This window comes from Oricola sp. (genome assembly GCF_022763245.1).
GTDB lineage: Bacteria > Pseudomonadota > Alphaproteobacteria > Rhizobiales > Rhizobiaceae > Oricola.
In genome coordinates, this window is record NZ_JALEGV010000042.1 from 19,343 (window position 1) to 40,691 (window position 21,349).

Consider the following 21,349-nt stretch of genomic DNA (forward strand, 5'->3'; position numbering starts at 1 on the left):
AGGAAATGCCTTTTCGCAGTTACTTCTTCAGGTCGAGCCCGACGCCCTTGTTGACGAAGTCCAGCGTGTAGGCCTTCTCGATGTCGATGCCCGCAGCCATGACGCCGGCATCGACCATCTTGCCGTAGAACTCGGCGATATGCTCGGCGGTCATCGCGCCGATGCCCATGGTCTCGGTGTCACCGGAATCGACGATGCCGAATTCCTTCATCTTCTCGATGGAGAAGGCGATCTGCTCGTCCGTGATGTCCGGATTGTCCTTCTTGATCATCTCGTTGGCGGCGGCGTTGTCGCCGTAGAGATAGTTGTACCAGCCCTTGGCGGAGCCATCGACGAAGCAGGCCACGACTTCCGGACGCTCGTCGATCGTCTTCTGCATGGTTTCCACGGTGGTCGCGTAGGTGGTGAAGCCGTAGTCGGCCAGGAGGAAGAGGTTCGGCTTGAAACCGCCCTCACGCTCGACCGCATAGGGCTCGGAGGTCACGTAGCCCTGCTGCACCGACTTCGGGTTGGCGATGAAGGGCGCCGGGTTGAAGGTGTAGGGAATGCGCTTCGAGGCGTCGAAGCCGAAATCCTTGATCATCCACTGGAAGTAGGTCTGGAAGCCCTCGTCGCCGAGGATGTACTGCTCGGCATCCTTCAGCTCTTCCCAGGTGTCCAACCCTTCGCCGGGATGGCTCATGAGCACCTGCGGCTCCTTCTGGAAATGCGCCGCGACGACCTTGAGCGGGATCTCCTGCTCGACGGCCGAGAAGGCCTGCAGGAGGTTGCCGCCCATGTAGAAGTCGATCTTGCCGGCCAGCATCAGCGGACGACCGGAAACCTGCGGTCCGCCCGGCATGATTTCGACCTCGAGGCCGCACGCTTCATAGGTGCCGTCGGCAACCGCCTGGTAGTAGCCGCCATGCTCGGCCTGAGCGAGCCAGTTGGTGCCGAAGGTCACCTTCTCGGCAGCGCCAGCCTGCGTTGAAAGAACCGCGAAAACGGCCGTGCTTGCCAGAAGAATCCGTTTCATGTTCACACCTCTCTGCTGATGCATGGTCGTGAGCGCCATGCGTTTGATCCTCGGTCCCGAATGCAAGTGATATGCCACCCGCAGCAACGCCCGGGAGGCATCAAATCCACTGTGCGCCCCACAATGCCCCCTTCCGGGCCAGCCCAGTATTAGCGCAAGATGCTCAAAAAAACAGCACGCTTGTGTTTGCCTTTGCGCTTTGCATTATGGGCCCGCAATCGAGCGGAGAAGCCCTTGTTCACGCACCTCACCCCGGCCGACATCCGGCCGCCTTTCGCCAAATACAGCCATGGAATCGAAGTGCCGGAAGGCATGCGCCTCGTGTTTTGCTCGGGCCAGCTCGGCATCGACACCGACGACGGCATTCCTGCCGAAACGGAAGCCCAGACGCGGCTCTGCTTCGCCAATGTCGAATCGATCCTGAAGGATGCCGGGCTCGGGCTTGGCGACATCGTGCGCATCAACGCCTATGTCACCGGGCGCGAACATCTGAAGCCCTACATGGCGGTGCGCGACGAACTGTTCGCCGATCCGGCCCCCGCCTCGACGCTGATGATCGTCTCCGGCTTTGCGAGACCCGAATTCACGGTCGAGATCGAGGTGATCGCGGCCGGACCCGCAACGACTGGCGAAGGGAGCGGCAAATGACCCGGCGTTTCTGGTGGGGCGACTTCACGTCGCGCGAATTCGACAATCTCGACGCGGATGCCGTCATTGCCGTCCTGCCCATCGCGGCGACCGAACAGCACGGCCCGCATCTGCCGGTCTCGACCGACCACTCGATCATGGCCGGCATGCTGGAAACCGTCTTCCCGCTGATGCCGGACGGGGTCGACATGCGCGTTCTGCCGATCCAGTCGGTCGGCAAGTCGAACGAGCACATCCGCTCGCCCGGCACGCTCACCATCTCGGCGACGACGCTGATCGACCATTGGTGCGATCTCGGCGCCTCGGTCGCCCGTGCCGGAATCCGAAAGCTCGTCATCGTGAATTCGCATGGCGGCAACGAGGAGGTCATGGGGATCGTCGCGCGCGAATTGCGCGTGCGCCACGACATGATGGTCGCCAAGACCTCCTGGATGCGCTTCGGCCTGCCGGAGAACCTCTATGGCGATTACGAGCGCAAATACGGCATCCATGGCGGCGACGTCGAGACGTCGCTGATGCTGCATTTCACCGCCGACACGGTGAAGATGGACAAGGCCGAGGACTTCACCTCCCGTGTCGCCGCGGCCCAGCAGCAGTTCACCCACATCGCCCATACCGGCCCGAACGCCTTCGCCTGGATCGCCCCCGACGTCAATCCGGCCGGCGCCATCGGCGAGGCGGCCAAGGCCACGGCCGAGAAGGGCCGCCTGACCGCCGAACACCAGGCGAAAGGCTTCGTCGAACTGATCGGCGACATGGCCCAGGCCAAACTCGCCGACTGGATCGTCGCGAAGAGCTAGGCGGAAACGCCCTCCCCGGCCAGATCGTCGATGATCGGACAATCCGGCCGGCCGTCGCCGTGGCAATGGCGCGCGAGCGTCGAGAGCGTGTCGCGCAGCGATTGCAGGTCCGCGATTTTGCGCTCGATCTCGGCGACCTTCTCCAGCGCCATCGCCTTCACGTCGGCGCTGGCGCGCTGCTTGTCGTCATAGAGCGACAACAAGAGCCGGCATTCGTCGATCGTGAAGCCGAGGCTGCGCGAGCGCTGCAGGAAACGCAGCCGGTGCACGTCGTTGTCGGAGTAGTCGCGATAGCCGTTTTCCGCCCGTCCCGGCGTGATCAGGCCGATCTCCTCGTAATAGCGGATCGTCTTGGCCGGCAGGCTGGCCTTCTCGGCCGCGTTTCCGATATTCATCGCCACCTCCCCTAGAGCTTCAGCGACCGCAGCCGCAGCGCGTTCGAAATCACCGAGACCGACGACAGGCTCATCGCCGCAGCCGCGATCATCGGCGACAGGAGCGTGCCCGTCAGCGGATAGAGAATGCCGGCCGCCACCGGAACGCCGATCGTGTTGTAGGCGAAGGCGAAGAACAGGTTCTGCCGGATGTTGGCGAGCGTCGCCTGCGCCAGCTTGCGCGCCTTGGCCACGCCCTGCAGGTCGCCCTTCAGGAGCGTGATGCCCGCGCTCTCCATCGCCACGTCGGCTCCGGTGCCCATGGCGATGCCGACATCGGCCGCGGCCAGCGCCGGCGCGTCATTGACGCCGTCTCCGGCCATGGCGACGCTGCGCCCCTGGGCTTGCAGTTCCGCGACAAGCGCCTGCTTGTCCTCGGGAAGGACGCCGGCGCGCACCTCGTCGATGCCGAGTGCGGCCGCCACGGCGTTGGCCGTGCGCTCATTGTCGCCGGTCGCCATGATGACGCGCAATCCCGCCTCGTGGAGCGCCTTGATGGCGCCGGCCGTCGTCTGCTTGACCGGATCGGCGACCGCCACGAGACCGGCGATCTCGCCGTCGACGGCGATGAGCATCACGGTCTTGCCCTCGCCGCGCAACGCATCGGCCTTCTGCGCAGCCGCGCCGGACTGGACGCCTTCGGCCTCCATCATCGCCGCATTGCCGAGCGCAACCGCCCTGCCGCCGACAGAGCCCTTCACGCCCTTGCCGGTGAGCGCCTCGAAGCCCGAAGCCGAACCGGCGGCGATGCCGCGCTCCGACGCGCCAGAGACGATCGCCTCCGCCAGCGGGTGTTCGGACCCCTTCTCAAGCGCCGCGGCGAGAGCGAGCACGTCGTCCTCGGAAACTGAGCCGAGCGCGACGACATCAGTCAGCTTCGGTTTGCCTTCGGTCAGCGTGCCGGTCTTGTCGACGATCACCGTGTCGACGGCCGCCATGCGTTCCAGCGCACCGGCCTCGCGCACCAGGACGCCGGCCTGCGCGCCGCGTCCGGTGGCGGTCATGATCGACATCGGCGTCGCCAGACCGAGCGCACAGGGACAGGCGATGATCAGCACCGAAACGGCCGACACGATGGCGAAGACGAACGCCGGCTGCGGGCCCCAGACCAGCCAGGCGACGAAGGCTAGGACCGCGACGCTGACGACCGCCGGCACGAAATAGGAGGCCACGCGGTCGGCGAGACCCTGGATCGGCGCACGCGAGCGCTGCGCCGACGCGACCATCTCGACGATATGCGAGAGCATCGTGTCCGAACCGACCTTCGTCGCCTCGATCACCAGCGTGCCGTTCTTGTTGATCGTGCCGCCGGTGACCGTGTCGCCTTCGGACTTCTCCACGGGCACCGGTTCGCCGGTGATCATGCTCTCGTCGACCGCCGTGTGGCCGTCCAGCACGACCGCATCGACAGGGATGCTGTCGCCGGGCCGCACGCGCATCCGGTCGCCTTCGATGATGTTGTCCAGCGGCGCGTCATATTCGTCGCCGTCGGGCGTGATGCGCCGCGCCGTCTTCGGCGCAAGGTCGAGCAGCGCCTTGATGGCGTCGCCGGTGCGTTCGCGGGCACGCAGTTCAAGCACCTGACCGACGAAGACCAGTGCGATGATCACCACCGCGGCCTCGAAATAGACCGGCACATGACCGCCGGCCATGCGCATGGTGTCGGGAAACAGTCCCGGCACGAAGGTCGCCACCACGCTGTAGGCATAGGCCGCCGCCACGCCGAGCATGATCAGCGTCCACATGTTGAAGTTGCGCGTCACGATCGACATCCAGCCGCGCTGGAAGAACGGCCGTGCCGCCCACAGCACCACCGGCGTCGCCAGCACGAATTCGGCATAGAGGGCGACGCGCTCGCCGATCCATTCGCGCACCGGCAGGCCGACCATCGCGCCCATGGTCAGGATCAGGAGCGGGATCGCCGCGCCGGCGCTGACCCAGAGACGCCGGGTGAAGTCGATCAGCTCTTCGTTCGGCCCTTCCGAAACGCCGCTCATCGGCTCCAGCGCCATGCCGCAGATCGGACAGGTGCCGGGCCCTTCCTTGACGATCTCCGGATCCATCGGACAGGTGTAGAGGGCGTTGGCGGGCGCGGTCTTCTTCTTCTTTTTGTTGTTGCCCGACAGGAAGAAATAGGGATCGGCCTCGAAGCGGTCGTAGCACTTCGGATTGCAGAAATGATACTCCTCGCCCTTGTATTTCAACGAGGGCTTGCCGGCGTTCAGCTTCACCGTCATTCCGCAGACGGGATCGATGGCGGTCGCTCCATCCGGCGGCGGGGTCTCCGTCTTGGCGGAACCGCAGCAGCCGCCGTCATGCTTGTGCTCGTGATGAGCGTGATCGTGATGGTCCATCGTCAAACCTTCCAGTCTTGGCAACCCTGAGATAGGGCTTCCAGTAACTGGAAGGTCAAGCGCCTTTATTTCGATGCCCTTTTTCTGCGCCTGAGCGTCGCGCAGCTGGACCAGATGCCCTGCCGAGGTCAGACCTGAAGGCGCTCCAGCGCCTCCCGGCACGTCGCATCGAGCGGCGCCGGCCGGCGTGTCTTCGCATCCACATAGACATGCACGAAGAAGCCCTCGGCAGCGGCCGTTTCCTCGTCATTGCGGAAGAGGCCGACCTCGTATCGCACCGAGCTCGTGCCGAGCCGGGTCACCTTGATGCCTGCGTGGACGGTGTCGGGAAACGCCATCTCGGCATGGTAGCGGCAGCCCGTCTCGACAACGAGACCGATCGTTTCGCTGCTGGTCGGGTCAAGCAGGCCGTTCTCGATCAGCCAGCCATTCACGGCCGTGTCGAAGAGCGAATAATGCACGACATTGTTCATGTGGCCGTAGACGTCATTGTCCATCCACCGGGTCGTGATGACCCGGAAGACGGCATAGTCCGCGCGCATTGTCGGTTTCGGCCGATCACCCATCACAACGCCGCCCTGTCATTCGCAAATACATCCTGTTGCGCCGGACGCAGGCGCGCCCGGCCTCCCTCCCCGAGACATTCCACCGCCGCCCGAAGCAGCGATGAATCGCGCCATTGTGGTCCGGCGTCAGCGACGTGGCAAGAACGCGCCTGCGGCCATTTTCAGAGAGAAAGGGGCCCGGACGCCCCGGGAATCAGACCGTCAAATGACGCCGCACCGCCGGGTCGTCCAGGCTCTCGGCGGCGCCTTCGTGCACGATCTCGCCGCGGTCCATGATGTAGACCTTGTCGGCAAGCTCCCGGCAGAAATCGAGATATTGCTCGACCAGCAGGATCGAGATGCCCTTCTCGTCGCGCAGATAGGTGAGCGCCCGGCCGATATCCTTGATGATCGACGGCTGGATGCCTTCCGTCGGCTCGTCGAGGACGAGCACCTTCGGTCGCGTCACCAGCGCCCGGCCGATCGCCAATTGCTGTTGCTGACCACCCGACAGGTCACCGCCGCGCCGCGACAGCATGCTCTTGAGGACGGGAAACAATTCGAACACCTCGGCCGGCACGGTGCGTTCGCCGCGCGGCAGCCGCGCATAGCCGGTTTCCAGGTTTTCCTTCACCGTGAGCAGCGGGAAGATCTCGCGGCCCTGCGGCACATAGGCGAGCCCCCTGCCCGCCCGCGCATGCGGCGCGCCGGCGAGTTTCTCCTCGTCGAGCGAGATATCGCCCTTGCGGATCGGCTGGTGCCCCATGATCGCGCGCAGGAGCGATGACTTGCCGACGCCGTTGCGCCCGAGGATGCAGGTGATCTTGCCCGACTCGGCCTTTGCCGAGACGCCGCGAAGCGCCTGCGCCGCGCCATAGAACAGATCGATGTTGTTTACGGACAAAGCGGTCATCAGCGCCCCAGATAGCTTTCGATCACGCGCTCGTCGGCGCTGACATGGTCGAGCGACCCTTCGGCCAGGACCGACCCTTCGGCCAGAACCGTGACCTTGACGTCGAGGTCGCGAATGAAGGTCATGTCGTGCTCGACCACGATGACGGCCTTCTCGCCGGCGATGCGGCGCAACAGCTTGGCCGTCTCCACCGTCTCCGCGTCGGTCATGCCGGCGACCGGCTCGTCGACCAGCAGCAGCTTCGGATCCTGCGCCAGCAGCATGCCGATCTCCAGCCACTGCTTCTGACCATGCGACAGGTCGGCGGCCAGGTGGCTGCGCCGCTCCGTCAGGCGGATCTCGTCGAGGATCTCGTCGATCCGGTCCTTCTGTTCCTTCGAGGTGTCGTGGAACAGCGTCGCGATGATGCCGTGGTCGCGTTTCAGAGCCAGTTCCAGATTGTCCTGAACCGTGTGGCTCTCGAACACGGTCGGCTTCTGGAACTTGCGGCCGATCCCGAGCAGCGCGATGGCCGACTCGTCATGCCGCGTCAGGTCGATCTCGCCCTCGAACAGCACCGTGCCCTTGTCGGGCCTGGTCTTGCCCGTGATGATGTCCATCATCGTCGTCTTGCCGGCACCGTTCGGGCCGATGATGGCCCGCATCTCGCCATGCTCGACGGTGAGCGACAGGTCGTTGATCGCCTTGAACCCGTCGAAGGCGACGGAGACACCATCGAGATAGAGCAGCGCGTCGGTGAGCTTCTCGGTCATTGCGCCGCCTCCGTTCCGGGTTGCAGGGTTTCCTCGACCCGGTCGGCCTCACGCGGACCGCGCAGCTTGGCAAACCCGCTCGAAACCAGGCCGACGATGCCCTTGGGCAGGAACAGCGTGGTCGCGACGAACAGCCCGCCCAGCGCGAACAGCCAGAACTCGGGGAACGCCGCGGTGAAATAGCTCTTGCCGCCATTGACCGCGATGGCGCCGATGATCGGCCCGATCAGCGATCCGCGTCCGCCGACCGCCGTCCAGATGACGACCTCGATGGAGTTGGCCGGCGCGAATTCGCCCGGATTGATGATGCCGACCTGCGGCACGTAGAGCGCGCCGGCGACACCGGCCATCATGGCCGAGACCACGAAGGCGAAGAGCTTGATGTGCTCCACCCGGTAGCCGATGAAGCGCGTCCGGCTCTCGGCGTCGCGCACGCAGACCAGCACCTTGCCGAAGCGCGAATTGACGATGCCCGAACAGATCACGAAAGCGATGGCGAGCGCGATCGCGGTCGCGGCGAACAGCGACGCGCGAGTCGTCTGCGCCTGCACGGAATAGCCGAGAATGTCCTTGAAGTCGGTCAGGCCGTTATTGCCGCCGAAGCCCATCTCGTTGCGGAAGAAGGCCAGAAGCAGGGCGTAGGTCAGGGCCTGGGTGATGATCGACAGATAGACGCCGGACACGCGGCTTCTGAAGGCGAACCAGCCGAACACGAAGGCGAGCGCGCCGGGCACCAGCAGGATCATCAGCGCGGCAAACCAGAACTGGTCGAAGCCGTACCAGTACCAGGGCAGTTCCTTCCAGTTCAGGAAGACCATGAAATCCGGGAGGATCGGATGGCCGTAGACGCCCCGCGTGCCGATCTGGCGCATCAGATACATGCCCATCGCGTAGCCGCCGAGCGCGAAGAACGCGCCATGGCCGAGCGAGAGGATGCCGCAATAGCCCCAGACCAGGTCCAGCGCCAGCGCAAGCAGCGCATAGGTCAGATACTTGCCGAACAGCGCCATGATGTGCGTCGGCACATGCAGCGGATGGCTGACCGGCAGCATGAGGTTGGACACAGGCACGGCGACGGCGATCGCCAGCAGGATGAGCGCGACGAGAATGGCCTTGCGGTCAAGCGCGCGGAACAGAAATCCGGTGATCATGCCTCGACGGACCTTCCCTTGAGCGCGAACAGCCCGCGCGGACGTTTCTGGATGAAGAGGATGATCAGGACGAGGATGAAGATCTTGGCAAGCACGGCACCGGCATAGGGTTCGAGGAACTTGTTGGCCACGCCGAGCGTCATCGCGCCGACGAGAGTGCCCCAGAGATTGCCGACCCCGCCGAACACCACGACCATGAACGAGTCGATGATGTAGCCCTGGCCGAGATTCGGCGAGACGTTGTCGATCTGGCTGAGCGCCACACCGGCGATGCCGGCGATGCCCGAACCGAGCGCGAAGGTGAAGGCGTCGACCCAGGGCGTCGCGATGCCCATCGACGAGGCCATCGGCCGGTTCTGGGTGACCGCGCGCATCTGCAGGCCGAAGCGGGTGCGTTTCAGCACCAGAAGCAGGACCGCGAAGACGAACAGCGAGAAGACGACGATCCACAACCGGTTGGTCGTGATCAGCAATTCGCCGACCTCGAACGAGCCGGACATCCAGGACGGATTGCCGACCTCCCGGTTGGTCGGGCCGAACACGGTGCGCACCGCCTGTTGAAGGACCAGCGACACGCCCCATGTGGCGAGCAGCGTTTCCAGCGGGCGTCCGTAGAGGAAGCGGATGATGCCGCGCTCGAGCACGAGCCCGACCGAGCCGGAGACGAGGAAGGCGAGCGGCAACGCGATCGCCAGCGAATAGTCGAACAGGCCGGGCGCGGAGTTGCGGATGAACTCCTGCACCACGAAGGTCGTGTAGGCGCCGAGCATCACCATTTCGCCATGCGCCATGTTGATGACGCCCATCACGCCGAAGGTGATGGCAAGGCCGATGGCGGCGAGGAGAAGAACGGAGCCGAGCGAGATGCCGTACCAGATGTTCTGCCCGGCGGCCCAGAACATCAGGTTTTCCTCGACGGCGGAGATGGCGTTGAGCGCCGCGCCGGCGACCGCCTCGTCTTCCGAGGTGCTGACGGAGGTCAGGATCGGCAGGACGTCGCGTCCGCCGCGGGCGCGGAGCACGGCGACGGCCTCGACCTTTTCTTCGGAACTCAGGTCGGAGTCGAGCACCGCGGCGGCGCGCGCCTCGATGAAGGCCTGCTTGACGCGCGGATCGGCCTCGTCGGCGATCACGGCGTCCAGCGTTTCGATGATTTCGGGATCGGGCCGCGAGAAGATCGTCGCCGCGGCCTGCAGCCGGACCTTCGGATCGCTGGCGCGCAGAGTCAGGCCGGAGACGACGTCGGCGATCTGGCGGCGAATGGAGTTCTTGACCTTGACCTTGCTCAGTTCATCTTCGGGAGCCGAACCGACGGCTTCGAGCGTGACGGGGTCGAGCAGTTCGAGCGGGTCCTTGGTGCCGCGAATGATGAAGACCGCGCCGTCGCTCTCGCGCACCATAAGCACGCCTTCGGACAGGGCGTTGAGCGCAGGCGCGGCAGCCGGATCGCCCAGTGCGGCGATCTCCTCGATGACGGCTTCGGTCTGCGAAAACTTCTTTGCTTCGGAAAACTTGGCGATGGCGGCCCGCAATTCGGCTTCATCGGCCGTGGCCGGCAGGGCTGCTGAAAAGAGCGTGGCGAGCAAGCCGAGAAGAATGACGATCAGCCGCATGGTTCGATCATATGCGCCTTAAGGGACAAAGGGAAAAACGGGACGGGGAAGCCGGCAGACCGGCCTCCCCTGATCGGCAGTCGCCTTACATGGCGCCGAGGCACTTCTCGGTTTCGGTGTTGTAGTTGCCGCACTTCAGCTCGACCCAGTCGGACTTGAGCGGCTTGGACTCCGGCAGGAAGTCCGACCATGCGTCGCCCGGAACGAGGTCTTCGGTCTCGGACACGACTTCGAACTGGCCGTCGGCCTGGATTTCACCGATCAGCACCGGCTTGGTGATGTGGTGGTTCGGCAGCATGGTGGAGATGCCACCGGTCAGGTTCGGCGTTTCGATGCCCGGCAGGGCGTCGATGACGGCGTCGGCATCGGTGGTGCCGGCGGCCTCGACGGCCTTAACCCACATGTTGAAGCCGATATAATGGGCTTCCATCGGGTCGTTGGTCACGCGCTCTTCGCCCATGCGCTCTTTCCAGGCAGCGATGAACGCCTCGTTTTCCGGCGTGTCGACGGACTGGAAGTAGTTCCAGGCGGCAAGGTGGCCGACCAGCGGAGCGGTGTCGAGACCGGCGAGCTCTTCTTCGCCGACCGAGAAGGCGACGACCGGGATGTCGGAAGCTTCGATGCCCTGGTTGCCGAGTTCCTTGTAGAACGGAACGTTGGCATCGCCGTTGATGGTGGAGACCACGGCGGTCTTCTTGCCGGCCGAACCGAAGGCCTTGATGTCAGCCACGATCGTCTGCCAGTCGGAATGACCGAACGGCGTGTAGTTGATCATGATGTCTTCTTCGGCAACGCCCTTGTCCTTGAGGTAGGCCTCGAGGATCTTGTTGGTCGTGCGCGGATAGACGTAGTCGGTGCCGGCGAGAACCCAGCGCTCGACGCTTTCCTCTTCCATCAGGTAATCGACGGCCGGAATGGCCTGCTGGTTCGGAGCGGCACCGGTGTAGAACACGTTGCGCTGCGACTCTTCACCCTCGTACTGGACGGGGTAGAACAGGATCGAGTTCAGTTCCTCGAAGACCGGCAGAACGGATTTGCGCGAGACCGAGGTCCAGCAGCCGAACACGGCGGCGACGCCGTTGCCCGTGATCAGTTCGCGAGCCTTTTCGGCGAACAGCGGCCAATCGGAAGCCGGATCGACGACGACGGCTTCAAGCTTCTTGCCGAGAAGCCCGCCCTTGGCGTTCTGCTCGTCGATGAGCATTTCCATGACGTCCTTGAGGGTCGTCTCGGAAATCGCCATCGTGCCCGACAGCGAGTGGAGAATACCGACCTTGATGGTGTCTTCCTGCGCGCTGGCCGCCGGCACAAGGGCCGACGCGGCGATCGCTGCGCTGGCAAGCACACCGGTCAGAGTTTTACGGATGAATCTCATGGAAAGCTCCTGACAATTGACAACAGCCGGTAAACAGCAATCGCCATGCCAACCACTGAACAACCTGCGGCAAAAGGTACTTTACCTTACGTTTTCAATGCGTTGCAGAAGAAACCGGACTCAAGCTTCAAGGAATTGTCACATTGCGGCCGCTGCTTTGGAATTCAGCAGAACAGAGTCGGCTGCACAATATTTGATCACTGAATCATACATGCAATAATTTTCAACTGTTGCAGGCCGATGGCATGCCGCCCAATTGGGCAATCATTTGGCCCCGGCGCGCGCCGTCGCCAACGCGGTGGTCAGCAGGTCGCGGTCGCCGATGCGGCTCGCGAGGATGAGGATCAGCCGCACGTCCATGCGCACGCACTGCTCGAGCGTCAGGCCCTCATGCGCCGCCAGAAGCGCTTCGTGGAACGCCTCCGCATCGGCCTCCCGACGCTCTTTCGCCATGTCGCGCTTGTCGCTCATAGGCCTCCCCGCCACTGCAATCGCGCATAAGCCTAACACTGCCGGCCGGTGCCCGCCACTCAATGGAAAAGCGGGCCGCATCGCAGCCCGCTTCTCGTGCCTTTCGCGGCTCAGAAAGCCGGACTACCAGCTGCGCGTTCCGTGGATCACCCTCCCGGCCGGGCCCGTGCGCGTGACGGTGCAGTTCCTGTCCTGCGGGCTGCAATTGCGCGTCCGGCTCGCCGTGGCGCCGGCGGGGCCGACGGTCTGCCGCGTGGCCGTGCAGCTGCCATCGGCGCATGTCCGCGTCTGGCTGGCGGAACCGCCATAAATTCCCGTCGCGTTGCGGGTCGCCGTGCAGCTGCCGTCGGCGCAATCCACCGTCCGGCTGTGCGAGGTCACGCGCGGCGCGACATAGGCCGGATAGGCCGCCCAGCGCGCATGCCAGGGATAGCCGACATAGTAGGTGTCCCAGTAGGCCTTGCTGTAACCGACCACGACGATGCCGGCCTGCGTCGCGACCGGCGCCGTGACGATCACCGGCGCGCCGTTGTAGATGACCTGCATGTATCCGGCGGAAAGCCAGCCGCGATAGCCGGCGAATCCGACGTCGCACCAGCGGTAGTCGGCGACACAGCCATACGTGACGATCCGCGCGCCATGCGGCACGACGGTCACCACCGGATAGGCCGTCGACGGGCCGGCCCGCAGATTGACATCGGCCGTGGCGACGGCCTGCGTGGCCGCCGCGGCGGAGTTGACGGCGAAACCGAGAAACAAGAGCCCGGAAGCGACCAGGAGGAGGAAGCGTGTCATGTTCAGTCCTTTCGGTGGGGCGCACGGACAAGACGTCCGCATCTGCCCCTGACACGCAGGCAAACGGCACCTCCTACGCAGGCGGCGCAACATTTCTTCAGCCCCCGAGCGACAAGCCCACGCCACCGTTTACTGCGAGGCCTGCGCCTCCGGCATGACGTCGCTCTCTCGGCCCGCCATGCGCATGAACCGGCCGGGCGGCAGGCCCACATGGCGGCTGAACGCGGTGCTGAAGGTGCTGGCCGAGCCATAGCCGATCCGCCTGGCCACTTCGTCGAGCGCCAGGTTGCCGCCCCGCAGCAGGTCCTTCGCCACCGCCATGCGCCAGTTCAGGAGATATTCCATAGGCCTGACGCCGACGGCGCGGGCAAACCGGCCGAAGAAGGCCGAACGGGACATTCCCGCGGCGAGCGCGAGATCCGGCACGGTCCAGGGCCGCTCCACATCCGCGTGCATCTTCCGCAGCGCTGCCGATATCCGGGCATCCGCGAGCCCCCGCAACAGCCCCGGCTCGGCGGTGTCGCCCGGAACGGAGCGCAAGGCCTCGATCAGCAGGATCTCCACCAGGCGGGTGAGAATGAGGTCGCGGCCGATGTCCTCCGTCGCACTCTCCTCCCCGACCAGCCGCACGAGCTGCGCCAGCCTCGGCACACCCCGGATGTGGACCATGCGCGGCAGCAGCGAGACGAGAAGCGCCGCATCGGGCGTGTCGAAAACGAAGTATCCGCCGAACTGCCGGACGTCCGCCGGGCCGGCCTGTCGGCCGTAGCGCGCCTCCCCGGCCGGTGCCGGTGCCCGATTGGGATCGATCAGCGTCGGCGTCGCCGGCTCGAAGCCGGACATGGTGAAAGCCGGCGTCGCCGGCAGGAGCACGAAGTCGCCCTCCTCCAGAACGACCGGCTCTTCTCCGTCGACGGCGAGCCGGCAGCGCCCGTCGATCATGGCGCAAAAGCCGGGTTGGCCGAATTCGGTGTAGCGCACAGCCCAGCGACCGGCGCCGCTGATCCCCTTGGAAAACACCGCGCGCGGTCGCAGGAGCTCGATCACTTCGGACAATGGGTCGCTCATCAGGACTATCTCAAACGAAATATGGATCTTGGATCGATGATAGTCCTGATCATGCCGGTTATCTCTGGTTCGTCAACATTGAAAACAGGAGACCCGACATGAACACCGTCCTGATCACCGGCTGCTCTTCCGGCTACGGGCTGGAAACCGCCCGCCACTTCCACGCTCAAGGATGGAGCGTGATCGCCACCATGCGCGCGCCCCGCCAGGGCCTGCTTCCCGCGTCCGTCCGCATCCTGCCGCTGGACGTCACCGTGCCCGAGAGCGTCGCCGCCGCGCTTGAAGCGGCGGGACCGGTCGACGCCCTCGTCAACAATGCCGGCATCGGCGTCGTCGGCGCCTTCGAGGCGACGCCGATGACCCACATCCGCAAGGTCTTCGAGACCAACACATTCGGCACCATGGCAATGACCCAGGCGGTGATCCCACAGATGCGGGCGCGCAGGTCAGGCGTGATCGTCAACGTCACCTCCAGCGTGACGCTGGCCGCGCATCCCCTGGCTGCCGCCTACACCGCCAGCAAGCAGGCGATCGAGGGCTTCACGGGATCGCTGGCCCACGAGCTCGGCGCGTTCGGCGTGCGCGCGAAGCTGGTCGAACCCGGCTACGCGCCAACGACGCGCTTCGCCGCAAACACCGACATCGCGGTCGCCGACCTCATTCCCGAGGCCTATGCCGCCTATGCGGGACCGATCTTCGAAGGTTTTGCCAATCCGCCGCTGCTGACCAGGGAAAGCGACGTGGCCGAGGCGGTGTGGCGGGCCGCCAACGACACCTCCGACAGGCTCAGATACCCGGCGGGCGCCGACGCGGTCGCCCTGGCTGCGGCAAGCTGACCCGCGAACGAGAAAGGGCGGAACCGCTCCCGCGGTCCCGCCCCTTTTCGGTGGCCGAAGAAGCGATGCCTATTTCAGCGCTTCGTCGGTGATCTCATGCGTCCAGGCGCCTTCCGGCTGCTTCTCGATGATGCCCTGGTCGAGGAGCGCCTGAGCGGTACGCTCATAGACGTCTTCCTTGAGCACGCCGTCGCCGTCGCCGATCAGCTTGGCGACTTCGCCCATCATGCGCTTCTGGTGGTTCTCGTCCTGGCCGCCATTGTCCATGACGATCTCGGCGGCTTCGTCCGGGTTCTCAAGCGCGTATTTCCAGCCCTTCATGGAGGCGCGCACGAAGCGGACCATCTTGTCCTTGAAGGCCGGATCGGCAAGGTCGGTCTCCAGCGCGTAGAGGCCGTCCTCGAGCAGGTCGTTGCCCATTTCCGAGTAGTTGAAGACAATCAGGTCATCGGCGGAATAGCCGGCGTCGATCAGCTGCCAATACTCGTTGTAGGTCATGACCGAGATGCAGTCGGCCTGCTTCTGGATCAGCGGCTGCACGTCGAAGGACTGCTTCAGCACCGTGACGCCGTCATCGCCGCCCTCGGTGGAGTAGCCGAGCTTGTTCATCCACGCGAAGAACGGATACTCGTTGCCATAGAACCAGACGCCGAGCGTGTGGCCCGGGAAATCGTCGGTCGTCTGCACCGGGCCGTCCTTCGGGCAGACCATTTCCATTCCGGCCTTCTCGTAGGGCTGGGCGATGTTGACGAGCGGAACGCCCTTTTCGCGAGCGACGAGCGCGCCACCCATCCAGTCGACGATCACGTCGGCGCCGCCGCCGGCGATCACCTGTTCCGGCGCGATGTCGGGACCGCCCGGCTTGATGGTGACGTCAAGGCCTTCCTCTTCGTAGAAGCCCTTGTCGAGGGCCACGAAATAGCCGCCGAACTGACCCTGGGCGACCCATTTCAGCTGCAGCGTCACCGCGTCGGCGGCCATGGCCTGCGCTGCCGCGAGCGACATCGCGCCCGCCATCAGAGATACCATCAGTTTCTTCATTGTTCTTCCTTTCGCCTTTCCCTCAAGAGTTGGCGCGCCCGCCCGCGGACGGACACCGGTTTGCGTCTATCCACCCCGGACAGACGGATGCCAGAATGTCGTCGCCCGCTCCGCAAGTGCGATGACACCATAGAAGACCGAGCCGGCCAGCGCCGCAACCGCGATCTCGGCCCAGACCATGTCGAGGTTCAAACGGCCGATCTCGGTGGAGATGCGGAAGCCCATGCCGACGATCGGCGTGCCGAAGAACTCAGCGACGATCGCGCCGATCAGCGCCAGGGTCGAGTTGATCTTCAGCGCGTTGAAGATGAACGGCATCGCCGCCGGCAGCCGGAGCTTGAACAGCGTCTGCCAGTAGTCCGATGCGTAGGTGCGCATCAGGTCGCGCTCCATGTGGCCGGCGGCACCCAGCCCTGCCACCGTGTTCACCAGCATCGGGAAGAAGGTCATGATGATGACGACGGCCGCCTTGGAATGCCAGTCGAAGCCGAACCAGATCACCATGATCGGCGCGATGCCGATGATCGGCAGCGCCGACACGAAATTGCCGATCGGCAGCAGCCCGCGGCGCAGGAAATCGACACGGTCGGCCAGGATGGCGACCGCGAAGCCGGCGCCGGAACCGACGACATAGCCGAACAGGACGGCCTTGAAGATCGTCTGCTGCACGTCGGCGGCCAGCGTCGGCAATGACGATGCGATGCGGGCGCCGATGGCCGAAGGCGGCGGCAACAGGATGAAGGGAATGCCGAAGCCGCGTGTCGCGGCCTCCCAGATGATCAGGATCCAGGCGCCGAAGATCGCCGGAATGAGCAGCCGCAGGAACGTCGCCACCGGGCGGGAACGTGGGCTGAGCGCCGAAAGATGCGTGACGCACGCCCAGGCCAGCAGCCAGTTCGCCGCAACCAGCAGGAAGAACGGCGCGCGCGCCTGCGCCTCGTTGCCCGAAAGCGAGGACAGCAACAGCCACGCGCCCGCATGGGCGGCAATGAGCAGCACGAAGGCCAGAACCGCCCGGCCGATCGGCAGAAACGCGGCCACCGAGCCGGCGACGGCGAGGAGCACGATGACGGATACGGTTGCCGTCTCCGGTGCATTGGCGGCGGTTTCGGCGAAGAGCGGCATCTTGATCAGCGCGATCGCGGTCAGAAGCAGCGCGACGGCCGATTGCCATGAGCGAAGCAACGCCGTCATGCCGGCCTCCCGCCCATCAGGCGATTGACGACCCGCGAGACGATGTCGACGGAAAAGACCAGCAGGGCGGCCAGCACGGACCCGGCGAACAACGCCGCCCACATGTCGATGGTCTGGCTGTAATAAGAACCGGCGAGCAGTTTGGCTCCGATGCCGGCGACGGCCCCGGTCGGCAGTTCGCCGACGATGGCGCCGACAAGGCTGGCGGCGATGCCGATCTTCATCGAGGTGAAGAGATAGGGCACGGACGCCGGCACACGCAGCTTCCAGAAGGTCTGGCCGATGGAGGCGTTGTAGGTGCGCATCAGGTCGAGATGCATGGCCTCCGGCGAGCGAAGCCCCTTCACCATGCCGACGGTCACGGGGAAGAAGGACAGGTAGGTCGAGATCAGCGCCTTCGGAACGAGGCCGGTGATGTTGATCGCCCCGAGCACGACGATCACCATCGGCGCGATCGCCAGGATCGGCACGGTCTGGGACGCGATGATCCAGGGCATGAGGCTGCGTTCGAGCGATTTCAGATGCACGATGCCGACCGCGATCGCGATACCCAGAACGGTGCCGAACCCGAACCCGGCGAGCGTCGAGGCCAGCGTCACCCAGGAGTGATAGACGAGGCTGCGCTTGGAGGTGAGCTTCCGCTTCACCGTGTTCTCGTAGAAATTCACCGCGATCTGGTGCGGCGCGGGCAGCGTCGGCTTGGCCTGGCTCATGGTCTTCTCGACCAGTTCCCAGGTCGTCGAGGTGACGCCGGCGCGCTTGTCCATGTCACGCTGCACCGGCGCATTCATGAACACGGCGGCGACATACCAGATGGCGACGATGACCGCGACGACGGTCAGGACGGGAACGATGCGCCTCATGCCAGAGACCTCGCCTTGCCGAGCCGGCGGCGAACCGCGGCGACCACGACGTCCGCGTCCTCGCGCGTGATGCCGCTGACAAGCCTGAACGAGCCCGTGGTCGCGCGCACCGTCAGCGCCGACTGCGGAATGCGCCTGCCATTGACCTTCACCCGTCTGGACGGATCGTCCGGCAGGAAGCTCAGCCCGGAAAACGCCGATGCGGGCACCGTCGAGCGCGGACCGAAGAAGAGGATCTTGCGCGCCACCGACAGGCCGGTCGCCCGCGCCTCGACGACGATGCGCCCGAACAGCCGCCAGGCGATCGTGAGAAGAAAGACGATCTCGGCAACGACCCAGGCCACCAGCCAGATCCGGAAGAAGGCGCCCGAGTCGCCGTTGCGGTTGGCCACCTCGAGCATCAGCATGGCGAACAGGCCGCCGAAGGACCAGAACGCGAAGACCGCGAGCATCGCCACGAAGGAGACCACGCCTGTCCGCGGAACGATGACCACGGTCGTGACCCCCTGCCCGGGAATGACGCGCACGCGCGGACTGGAAGACGTAAGCGCCAGCGCCATTCAGACGTCCTCATAGCTGTGTCCCGCCCTGAGGCCGTCGCGCACACGATGCGCGATTTTGAGGAATTCCGGCGTTTCGCGGATGTCGAGCGGCCGCTCGTCGCCGAGGTCGCAATCGATGACGTCGTGGATCCGGCCCGGCCGCGGGCTCATCACCACGATCTTCGTCGACAGGAACACCGCTTCGGGAATCGAGTGGGTAACGAAGACCACCGTCTTCTTGGTCGCCGCCCACAGTTTCAGAAGCTGTTCGTTGAGGTGGTCGCGCACGATCTCGTCCAGCGCGCCGAAAGGCTCGTCCATCAGGAGCATGTCGGGCTGGACCGCCAGAGCGCGCGCGATGGAGGCGCGCTGCTGCATGCCGCCCGACAATTGCCACGGATATTTCTTGCCGAACCCGGCCAGGTCGACCAGTTCGAGGTTCTCGGCGATGCGCTTGTCGCGCTCCGCCTTGTGGACGCCCATCACCTCCAGCGGCAGGGCGATGTTGTCGGAAATGGTGCGCCAGGGAAACAGCGCGGCCGCCTGGAAGACATAGCCATAGGCGCGCTTCAGCCGCGCCTCCTCCGGCGTCATGCCGTTGACGGTGATCGAGCCGCCGGTCGGCTGCTCAAGGTCGGCGATGACGCGCAGAAGCGTGGTCTTGCCGCAGCCCGACGGCCCGATCAGCGAGACGAATTCGCCCCTTTCGATGTCGAGATCGATATTCGACAACGCATGCACCGGACCATCATTGGTCTGGAAGGTCAGGTTGAGTTTGTCGGCTGATATGACCGTATTCATCGCGCCGCCGAACTCTTTTTTCTTGTCATATTCACTTCACTCTGCGTTGAAATACTTCTCAAGCCAATTGAGGAGGATTGAAAATGGCAAAAAAGGCGACCCAATGCAGCATACCAACCGTCACGTTGCAGTTTACGGGTGAAAAAGCCCAACAACTCGCCGATCATTTTTGGATCGATTGGCTTGATGGCGGGCTCGATCAGACGTGGGAAAGCAACCTCAGCCTTCAGGGCATTGCGGAGGCTATTGAATACGACTGGGATCCAGACACCCGTACGATCGTCATTCGCGCCGACGACAGCTAGCGTAGCCTCCGCTGACATCAATTACACCCCGCTCGCCGGAATGCCGGTGCGCTCGACGGGGCGCGGGGCGACAAGTTCCTTCCAGGTCGACAGCGCCTTGTTGACCGCCTGGAACGGCTCGCGCGAAACGAACTTGCCGTGGCCTTCCTCGGTGCGGATCTCGCCGTCATGGACGACCACCTTGCCGCGCGAGAGCGTGAAGCGCGGCAGGCCCTTCACATGCTTGCCCTCGAAGACGTTGTAGTCGATCGCCGACTGCTGGGTCGAAGCCGAGATCGTCTTCTCCTTGTTCGGGTCGAGCACGACGATGTCGGCATCGGCCCCGACCAGGATCGCGCCCTTTTTCGGGTACATGTTCAGGATCTTTGCGATGTTCGTTGACGTGACCGCGACGAACTCGTTCGGGGTCAGCCGGCCGGTCGAGACGCCATAGGTCCACAGCATCGGCAACCGGTCTTCGAGGCCGCCCGTGCCGTTCGGGATCTTGGTGAAATCGCCGACGCCGTAGCGCTTCTGGTCGGTGGTGAAGGCGCAGTGGTCGGTTGCGACCACGCTGAGCGAGCCGGCCTGCAGGCCCGCCCACAGCGAATCCTGGTGCTTCTTGTTGCGGAAGGGCGGGCTCATGACGCGGCGCGCCGAATGATCCCAGTCCTTGTCGAAATATTCGCTCTCATCGAGCGTCAGGTGCTGGATCAGCGGCTCGCCATAGGCCCGGATGCCGTTCTGGCGGGCCCGGCGGATCGCCTCATGCGCCTGCTCGCAGGAGGTGTGCACGATATAGACCGGCACACCGGCCATGTCGGCGATCATGATGGCGCGGTTGGTCGCCTCGCCCTCCACCTCGGCGGGACGCGAATAGGCGTGGCCCTCCGGCCCGTTATTGCCCTCGGCCAGCAGCTTCTGCTGCATGGTGGCGACAACGTCGCCATTCTCGGCGTGGACGAGCGGCAGCGCGCCCAGTTCGGCGCAGCGCGAGAACGACGCGAACATCTCGTCGTCATTGACCATCAGCGCGCCCTTGTAGGCCATGAAGTGCTTGAAGGTGTTGATGCCCTTCTCGCGGACGACCGTCTCCATCTCGTTGAAGACCTGCTCGCCCCACCAGGTGATCGCCATGTGGAAGGAATAATCGCAATTGGCGCGCGTCGACTTGTTGTCCCAGCGCTTCAGCGCGTCAAGCAGCGACTGGCCCGGGTCGGGCAGGCAGAAATCGACTACCATCGTGGTGCCGCCAGCAAGGCCCGCACGCGTGCCGCTCTCGAAATCATCGGCCGAATAGGTGCCCATGAACGGCATTTCGAGATGCACATGCGGATCGATGCCGCCCGGCATGACATAGCAGCCCGTCGCGTCCAGTTCCTCGCCACCCGACAGGTTCGGCCCGATCTCGGTGATCACGCCGTCCTCGATCTTCACGTCCGCCTTGTAGGTCAGGTCGGCGGTGACGACGGTTCCGTTCTTGATGACCTTGCTCATATCGCGTTCTCCCGTAATTCTTCATCAATCTGCATGATCGGCCCGACTGCGTTCGCAAACTCAGTTTGCGGCTTCAGGAATAGGGCTCTTATGCCAGCATCCATCTTCCAATCGTTCGGCCTGCCACCCATCGAATAGTTCCCCGATTTCCAGGATATCCGGCTGCCGTTTGATCAGATGCGCAAGCCCGACAACCTTGTAGTCTCTGGCTGACTCCTCATGATCGTAGCATCCACACAGGAGGCTCAAATCCCCGTCTTCGACCACGACATAGGCAACAGGTCTGTCGGTGTTGAAGACATGTTTGCAAATATACGTCTTATGGTTGGATGGGAGCTTTTCCAGATCCAACGTCTC

Annotated in this window: 22 protein-coding genes and 1 pseudogene; 4 read left to right on the forward strand and 19 right to left on the reverse strand. The window is 64.4% G+C overall.

Annotated features, from left to right (window positions below):
• Positions 1–19 precede the first annotated feature (19 nt).
• A complete protein-coding gene (locus MRY80_RS24970; RefSeq protein ID WP_293294268.1) occupies positions 20–1,015 on the reverse strand; it encodes an ABC transporter substrate-binding protein in 996 nt (331 codons plus the stop codon).
• A gap of 234 nt (positions 1,016–1,249) precedes the next feature.
• On the opposite strand from MRY80_RS24970, the gene MRY80_RS24975 reads away from it, so the two are divergent.
• Together MRY80_RS24975 and MRY80_RS24980 are read left to right on the forward strand one after the other, a co-directional pair.
• The gene (locus MRY80_RS24975; RefSeq protein ID WP_293294270.1) at positions 1,250–1,663 is read left to right on the forward strand and encodes a RidA family protein; all 414 of its coding nucleotides are present in this window, start codon (positions 1,250–1,252) and stop codon (positions 1,661–1,663) included.
• Complete coding sequence (locus tag MRY80_RS24980) at positions 1,660–2,463, forward strand: creatininase family protein (RefSeq protein ID WP_293294272.1); 804 nt, start codon at positions 1,660–1,662, stop codon at positions 2,461–2,463. Before MRY80_RS24975 ends, MRY80_RS24980 begins: the two co-directional genes overlap by 4 nt.
• On the opposite strand, the gene cueR is transcribed toward MRY80_RS24980, so the two are convergent.
• From cueR to MRY80_RS25035, 11 genes and pseudogenes are all read right to left on the reverse strand, one after another.
• Complete coding sequence (cueR, locus tag MRY80_RS24985; protein WP_293294274.1) at positions 2,460–2,858, reverse strand: Cu(I)-responsive transcriptional regulator; 399 nt, start codon at positions 2,856–2,858, stop codon at positions 2,460–2,462. The genes MRY80_RS24980 and cueR overlap by 4 nt on opposite strands.
• Before the next feature lie 11 nt (positions 2,859–2,869).
• Entirely contained in the window at positions 2,870–5,251 is a 2,382-nt protein-coding gene (locus tag MRY80_RS24990) for a heavy metal translocating P-type ATPase (RefSeq protein WP_293294276.1), read from the reverse strand.
• Between the two features lie 128 nt (positions 5,252–5,379).
• Positions 5,380–5,793, reverse strand: a complete 414-nt coding sequence (locus MRY80_RS24995; protein ID WP_346433422.1) for a thioesterase family protein — start codon at positions 5,791–5,793, stop codon at positions 5,380–5,382.
• 217 nt (positions 5,794–6,010) lie between these two features.
• Entirely contained in the window at positions 6,011–6,709 is a 699-nt protein-coding gene (gene urtE, locus MRY80_RS25000; protein WP_293294280.1) for an urea ABC transporter ATP-binding subunit UrtE, read from the reverse strand.
• The gene (gene urtD / locus MRY80_RS25005; RefSeq protein ID WP_293294281.1) at positions 6,709–7,461 is read right to left on the reverse strand and encodes an urea ABC transporter ATP-binding protein UrtD; all 753 of its coding nucleotides are present in this window, start codon (positions 7,459–7,461) and stop codon (positions 6,709–6,711) included. Before urtD ends, urtE begins: the two co-directional genes overlap by 1 nt.
• Before the next feature lie 83 nt (positions 7,462–7,544).
• Positions 7,545–8,612 (reverse strand): annotated as a pseudogene (urtC, locus tag MRY80_RS25010) (urea ABC transporter permease subunit UrtC); the annotation flags it as partial.
• Positions 8,609–10,225 (reverse strand): urea ABC transporter permease subunit UrtB, encoded by a 1,617-nt coding sequence (urtB, locus tag MRY80_RS25015; RefSeq protein ID WP_293294283.1) that lies wholly within the window; start codon positions 10,223–10,225, stop codon positions 8,609–8,611. The pseudogene urtC and the gene urtB, both read right to left, overlap by 4 nt.
• A gap of 85 nt (positions 10,226–10,310) precedes the next feature.
• Positions 10,311–11,600, reverse strand: a complete 1,290-nt coding sequence (gene urtA, locus MRY80_RS25020; RefSeq protein ID WP_293294285.1) for an urea ABC transporter substrate-binding protein — start codon at positions 11,598–11,600, stop codon at positions 10,311–10,313.
• A gap of 264 nt (positions 11,601–11,864) precedes the next feature.
• On the reverse strand, positions 11,865–12,071 hold the full coding sequence (locus tag MRY80_RS25025) for a DUF2783 domain-containing protein (RefSeq protein ID WP_293294287.1): 207 nt from the start codon (positions 12,069–12,071) through the stop codon (positions 11,865–11,867).
• A 123-nt stretch (positions 12,072–12,194) separates the two neighbouring features.
• Positions 12,195–12,866 carry an SH3 domain-containing protein gene (locus tag MRY80_RS25030; protein WP_293294289.1) on the reverse strand — a complete coding sequence of 224 codons (672 nt, stop codon included), beginning with the start codon at positions 12,864–12,866 and terminating at the stop codon, positions 12,195–12,197.
• Positions 12,867–12,995: 129 nt separating this feature from the next.
• Positions 12,996–13,934 carry an AraC family transcriptional regulator gene (locus tag MRY80_RS25035; RefSeq protein WP_293294290.1) on the reverse strand — a complete coding sequence of 313 codons (939 nt, stop codon included), beginning with the start codon at positions 13,932–13,934 and terminating at the stop codon, positions 12,996–12,998.
• 98 nt (positions 13,935–14,032) lie between these two features.
• Between MRY80_RS25035 and MRY80_RS25040 the strand changes: the two genes are divergently transcribed.
• Entirely contained in the window at positions 14,033–14,770 is a 738-nt protein-coding gene (locus MRY80_RS25040) for an SDR family oxidoreductase (protein WP_293294291.1), read from the forward strand.
• Positions 14,771–14,839: 69 nt separating this feature from the next.
• Here the strand turns inward: MRY80_RS25040 and MRY80_RS25045 are convergent, their stop codons facing one another.
• From MRY80_RS25045 to MRY80_RS25065, 5 genes are all read right to left on the reverse strand, one after another.
• On the reverse strand, positions 14,840–15,811 hold the full coding sequence (locus MRY80_RS25045; protein WP_293294293.1) for an ABC transporter substrate-binding protein: 972 nt from the start codon (positions 15,809–15,811) through the stop codon (positions 14,840–14,842).
• Positions 15,812–15,877: 66 nt separating this feature from the next.
• Positions 15,878–17,005 (reverse strand): ABC transporter permease, encoded by a 1,128-nt coding sequence (locus MRY80_RS25050; RefSeq protein ID WP_293294294.1) that lies wholly within the window; start codon positions 17,003–17,005, stop codon positions 15,878–15,880.
• Complete coding sequence (locus MRY80_RS25055; protein WP_293294296.1) at positions 17,002–17,868, reverse strand: ABC transporter permease; 867 nt, start codon at positions 17,866–17,868, stop codon at positions 17,002–17,004. The genes MRY80_RS25050 and MRY80_RS25055 overlap by 4 nt, the downstream gene beginning before the upstream one ends.
• Entirely contained in the window at positions 17,865–18,428 is a 564-nt protein-coding gene (locus MRY80_RS25060; RefSeq protein WP_293294297.1) for a hypothetical protein, read from the reverse strand. Before MRY80_RS25060 ends, MRY80_RS25055 begins: the two co-directional genes overlap by 4 nt.
• The gene (locus tag MRY80_RS25065; protein ID WP_293294299.1) at positions 18,429–19,211 is read right to left on the reverse strand and encodes an ABC transporter ATP-binding protein; all 783 of its coding nucleotides are present in this window, start codon (positions 19,209–19,211) and stop codon (positions 18,429–18,431) included.
• A gap of 83 nt (positions 19,212–19,294) precedes the next feature.
• Between MRY80_RS25065 and MRY80_RS25070 the strand changes: the two genes are divergently transcribed.
• Complete coding sequence (locus MRY80_RS25070; RefSeq protein WP_293294301.1) at positions 19,295–19,516, forward strand: hypothetical protein; 222 nt, start codon at positions 19,295–19,297, stop codon at positions 19,514–19,516.
• Positions 19,517–19,537: 21 nt separating this feature from the next.
• Here MRY80_RS25070 and hydA read toward each other — a convergent pair whose 3' ends face one another.
• Together hydA and MRY80_RS25080 are read right to left on the reverse strand one after the other, a co-directional pair.
• The gene (hydA, locus tag MRY80_RS25075) at positions 19,538–20,992 is read right to left on the reverse strand and encodes a dihydropyrimidinase (protein ID WP_293294303.1); all 1,455 of its coding nucleotides are present in this window, start codon (positions 20,990–20,992) and stop codon (positions 19,538–19,540) included.
• Between the two features lie 60 nt (positions 20,993–21,052).
• Positions 21,053–21,343, reverse strand: a complete 291-nt coding sequence (locus MRY80_RS25080) for a hypothetical protein (protein WP_293294305.1) — start codon at positions 21,341–21,343, stop codon at positions 21,053–21,055.
• Between the last annotated feature and the right edge of the window lie 6 nt (positions 21,344–21,349).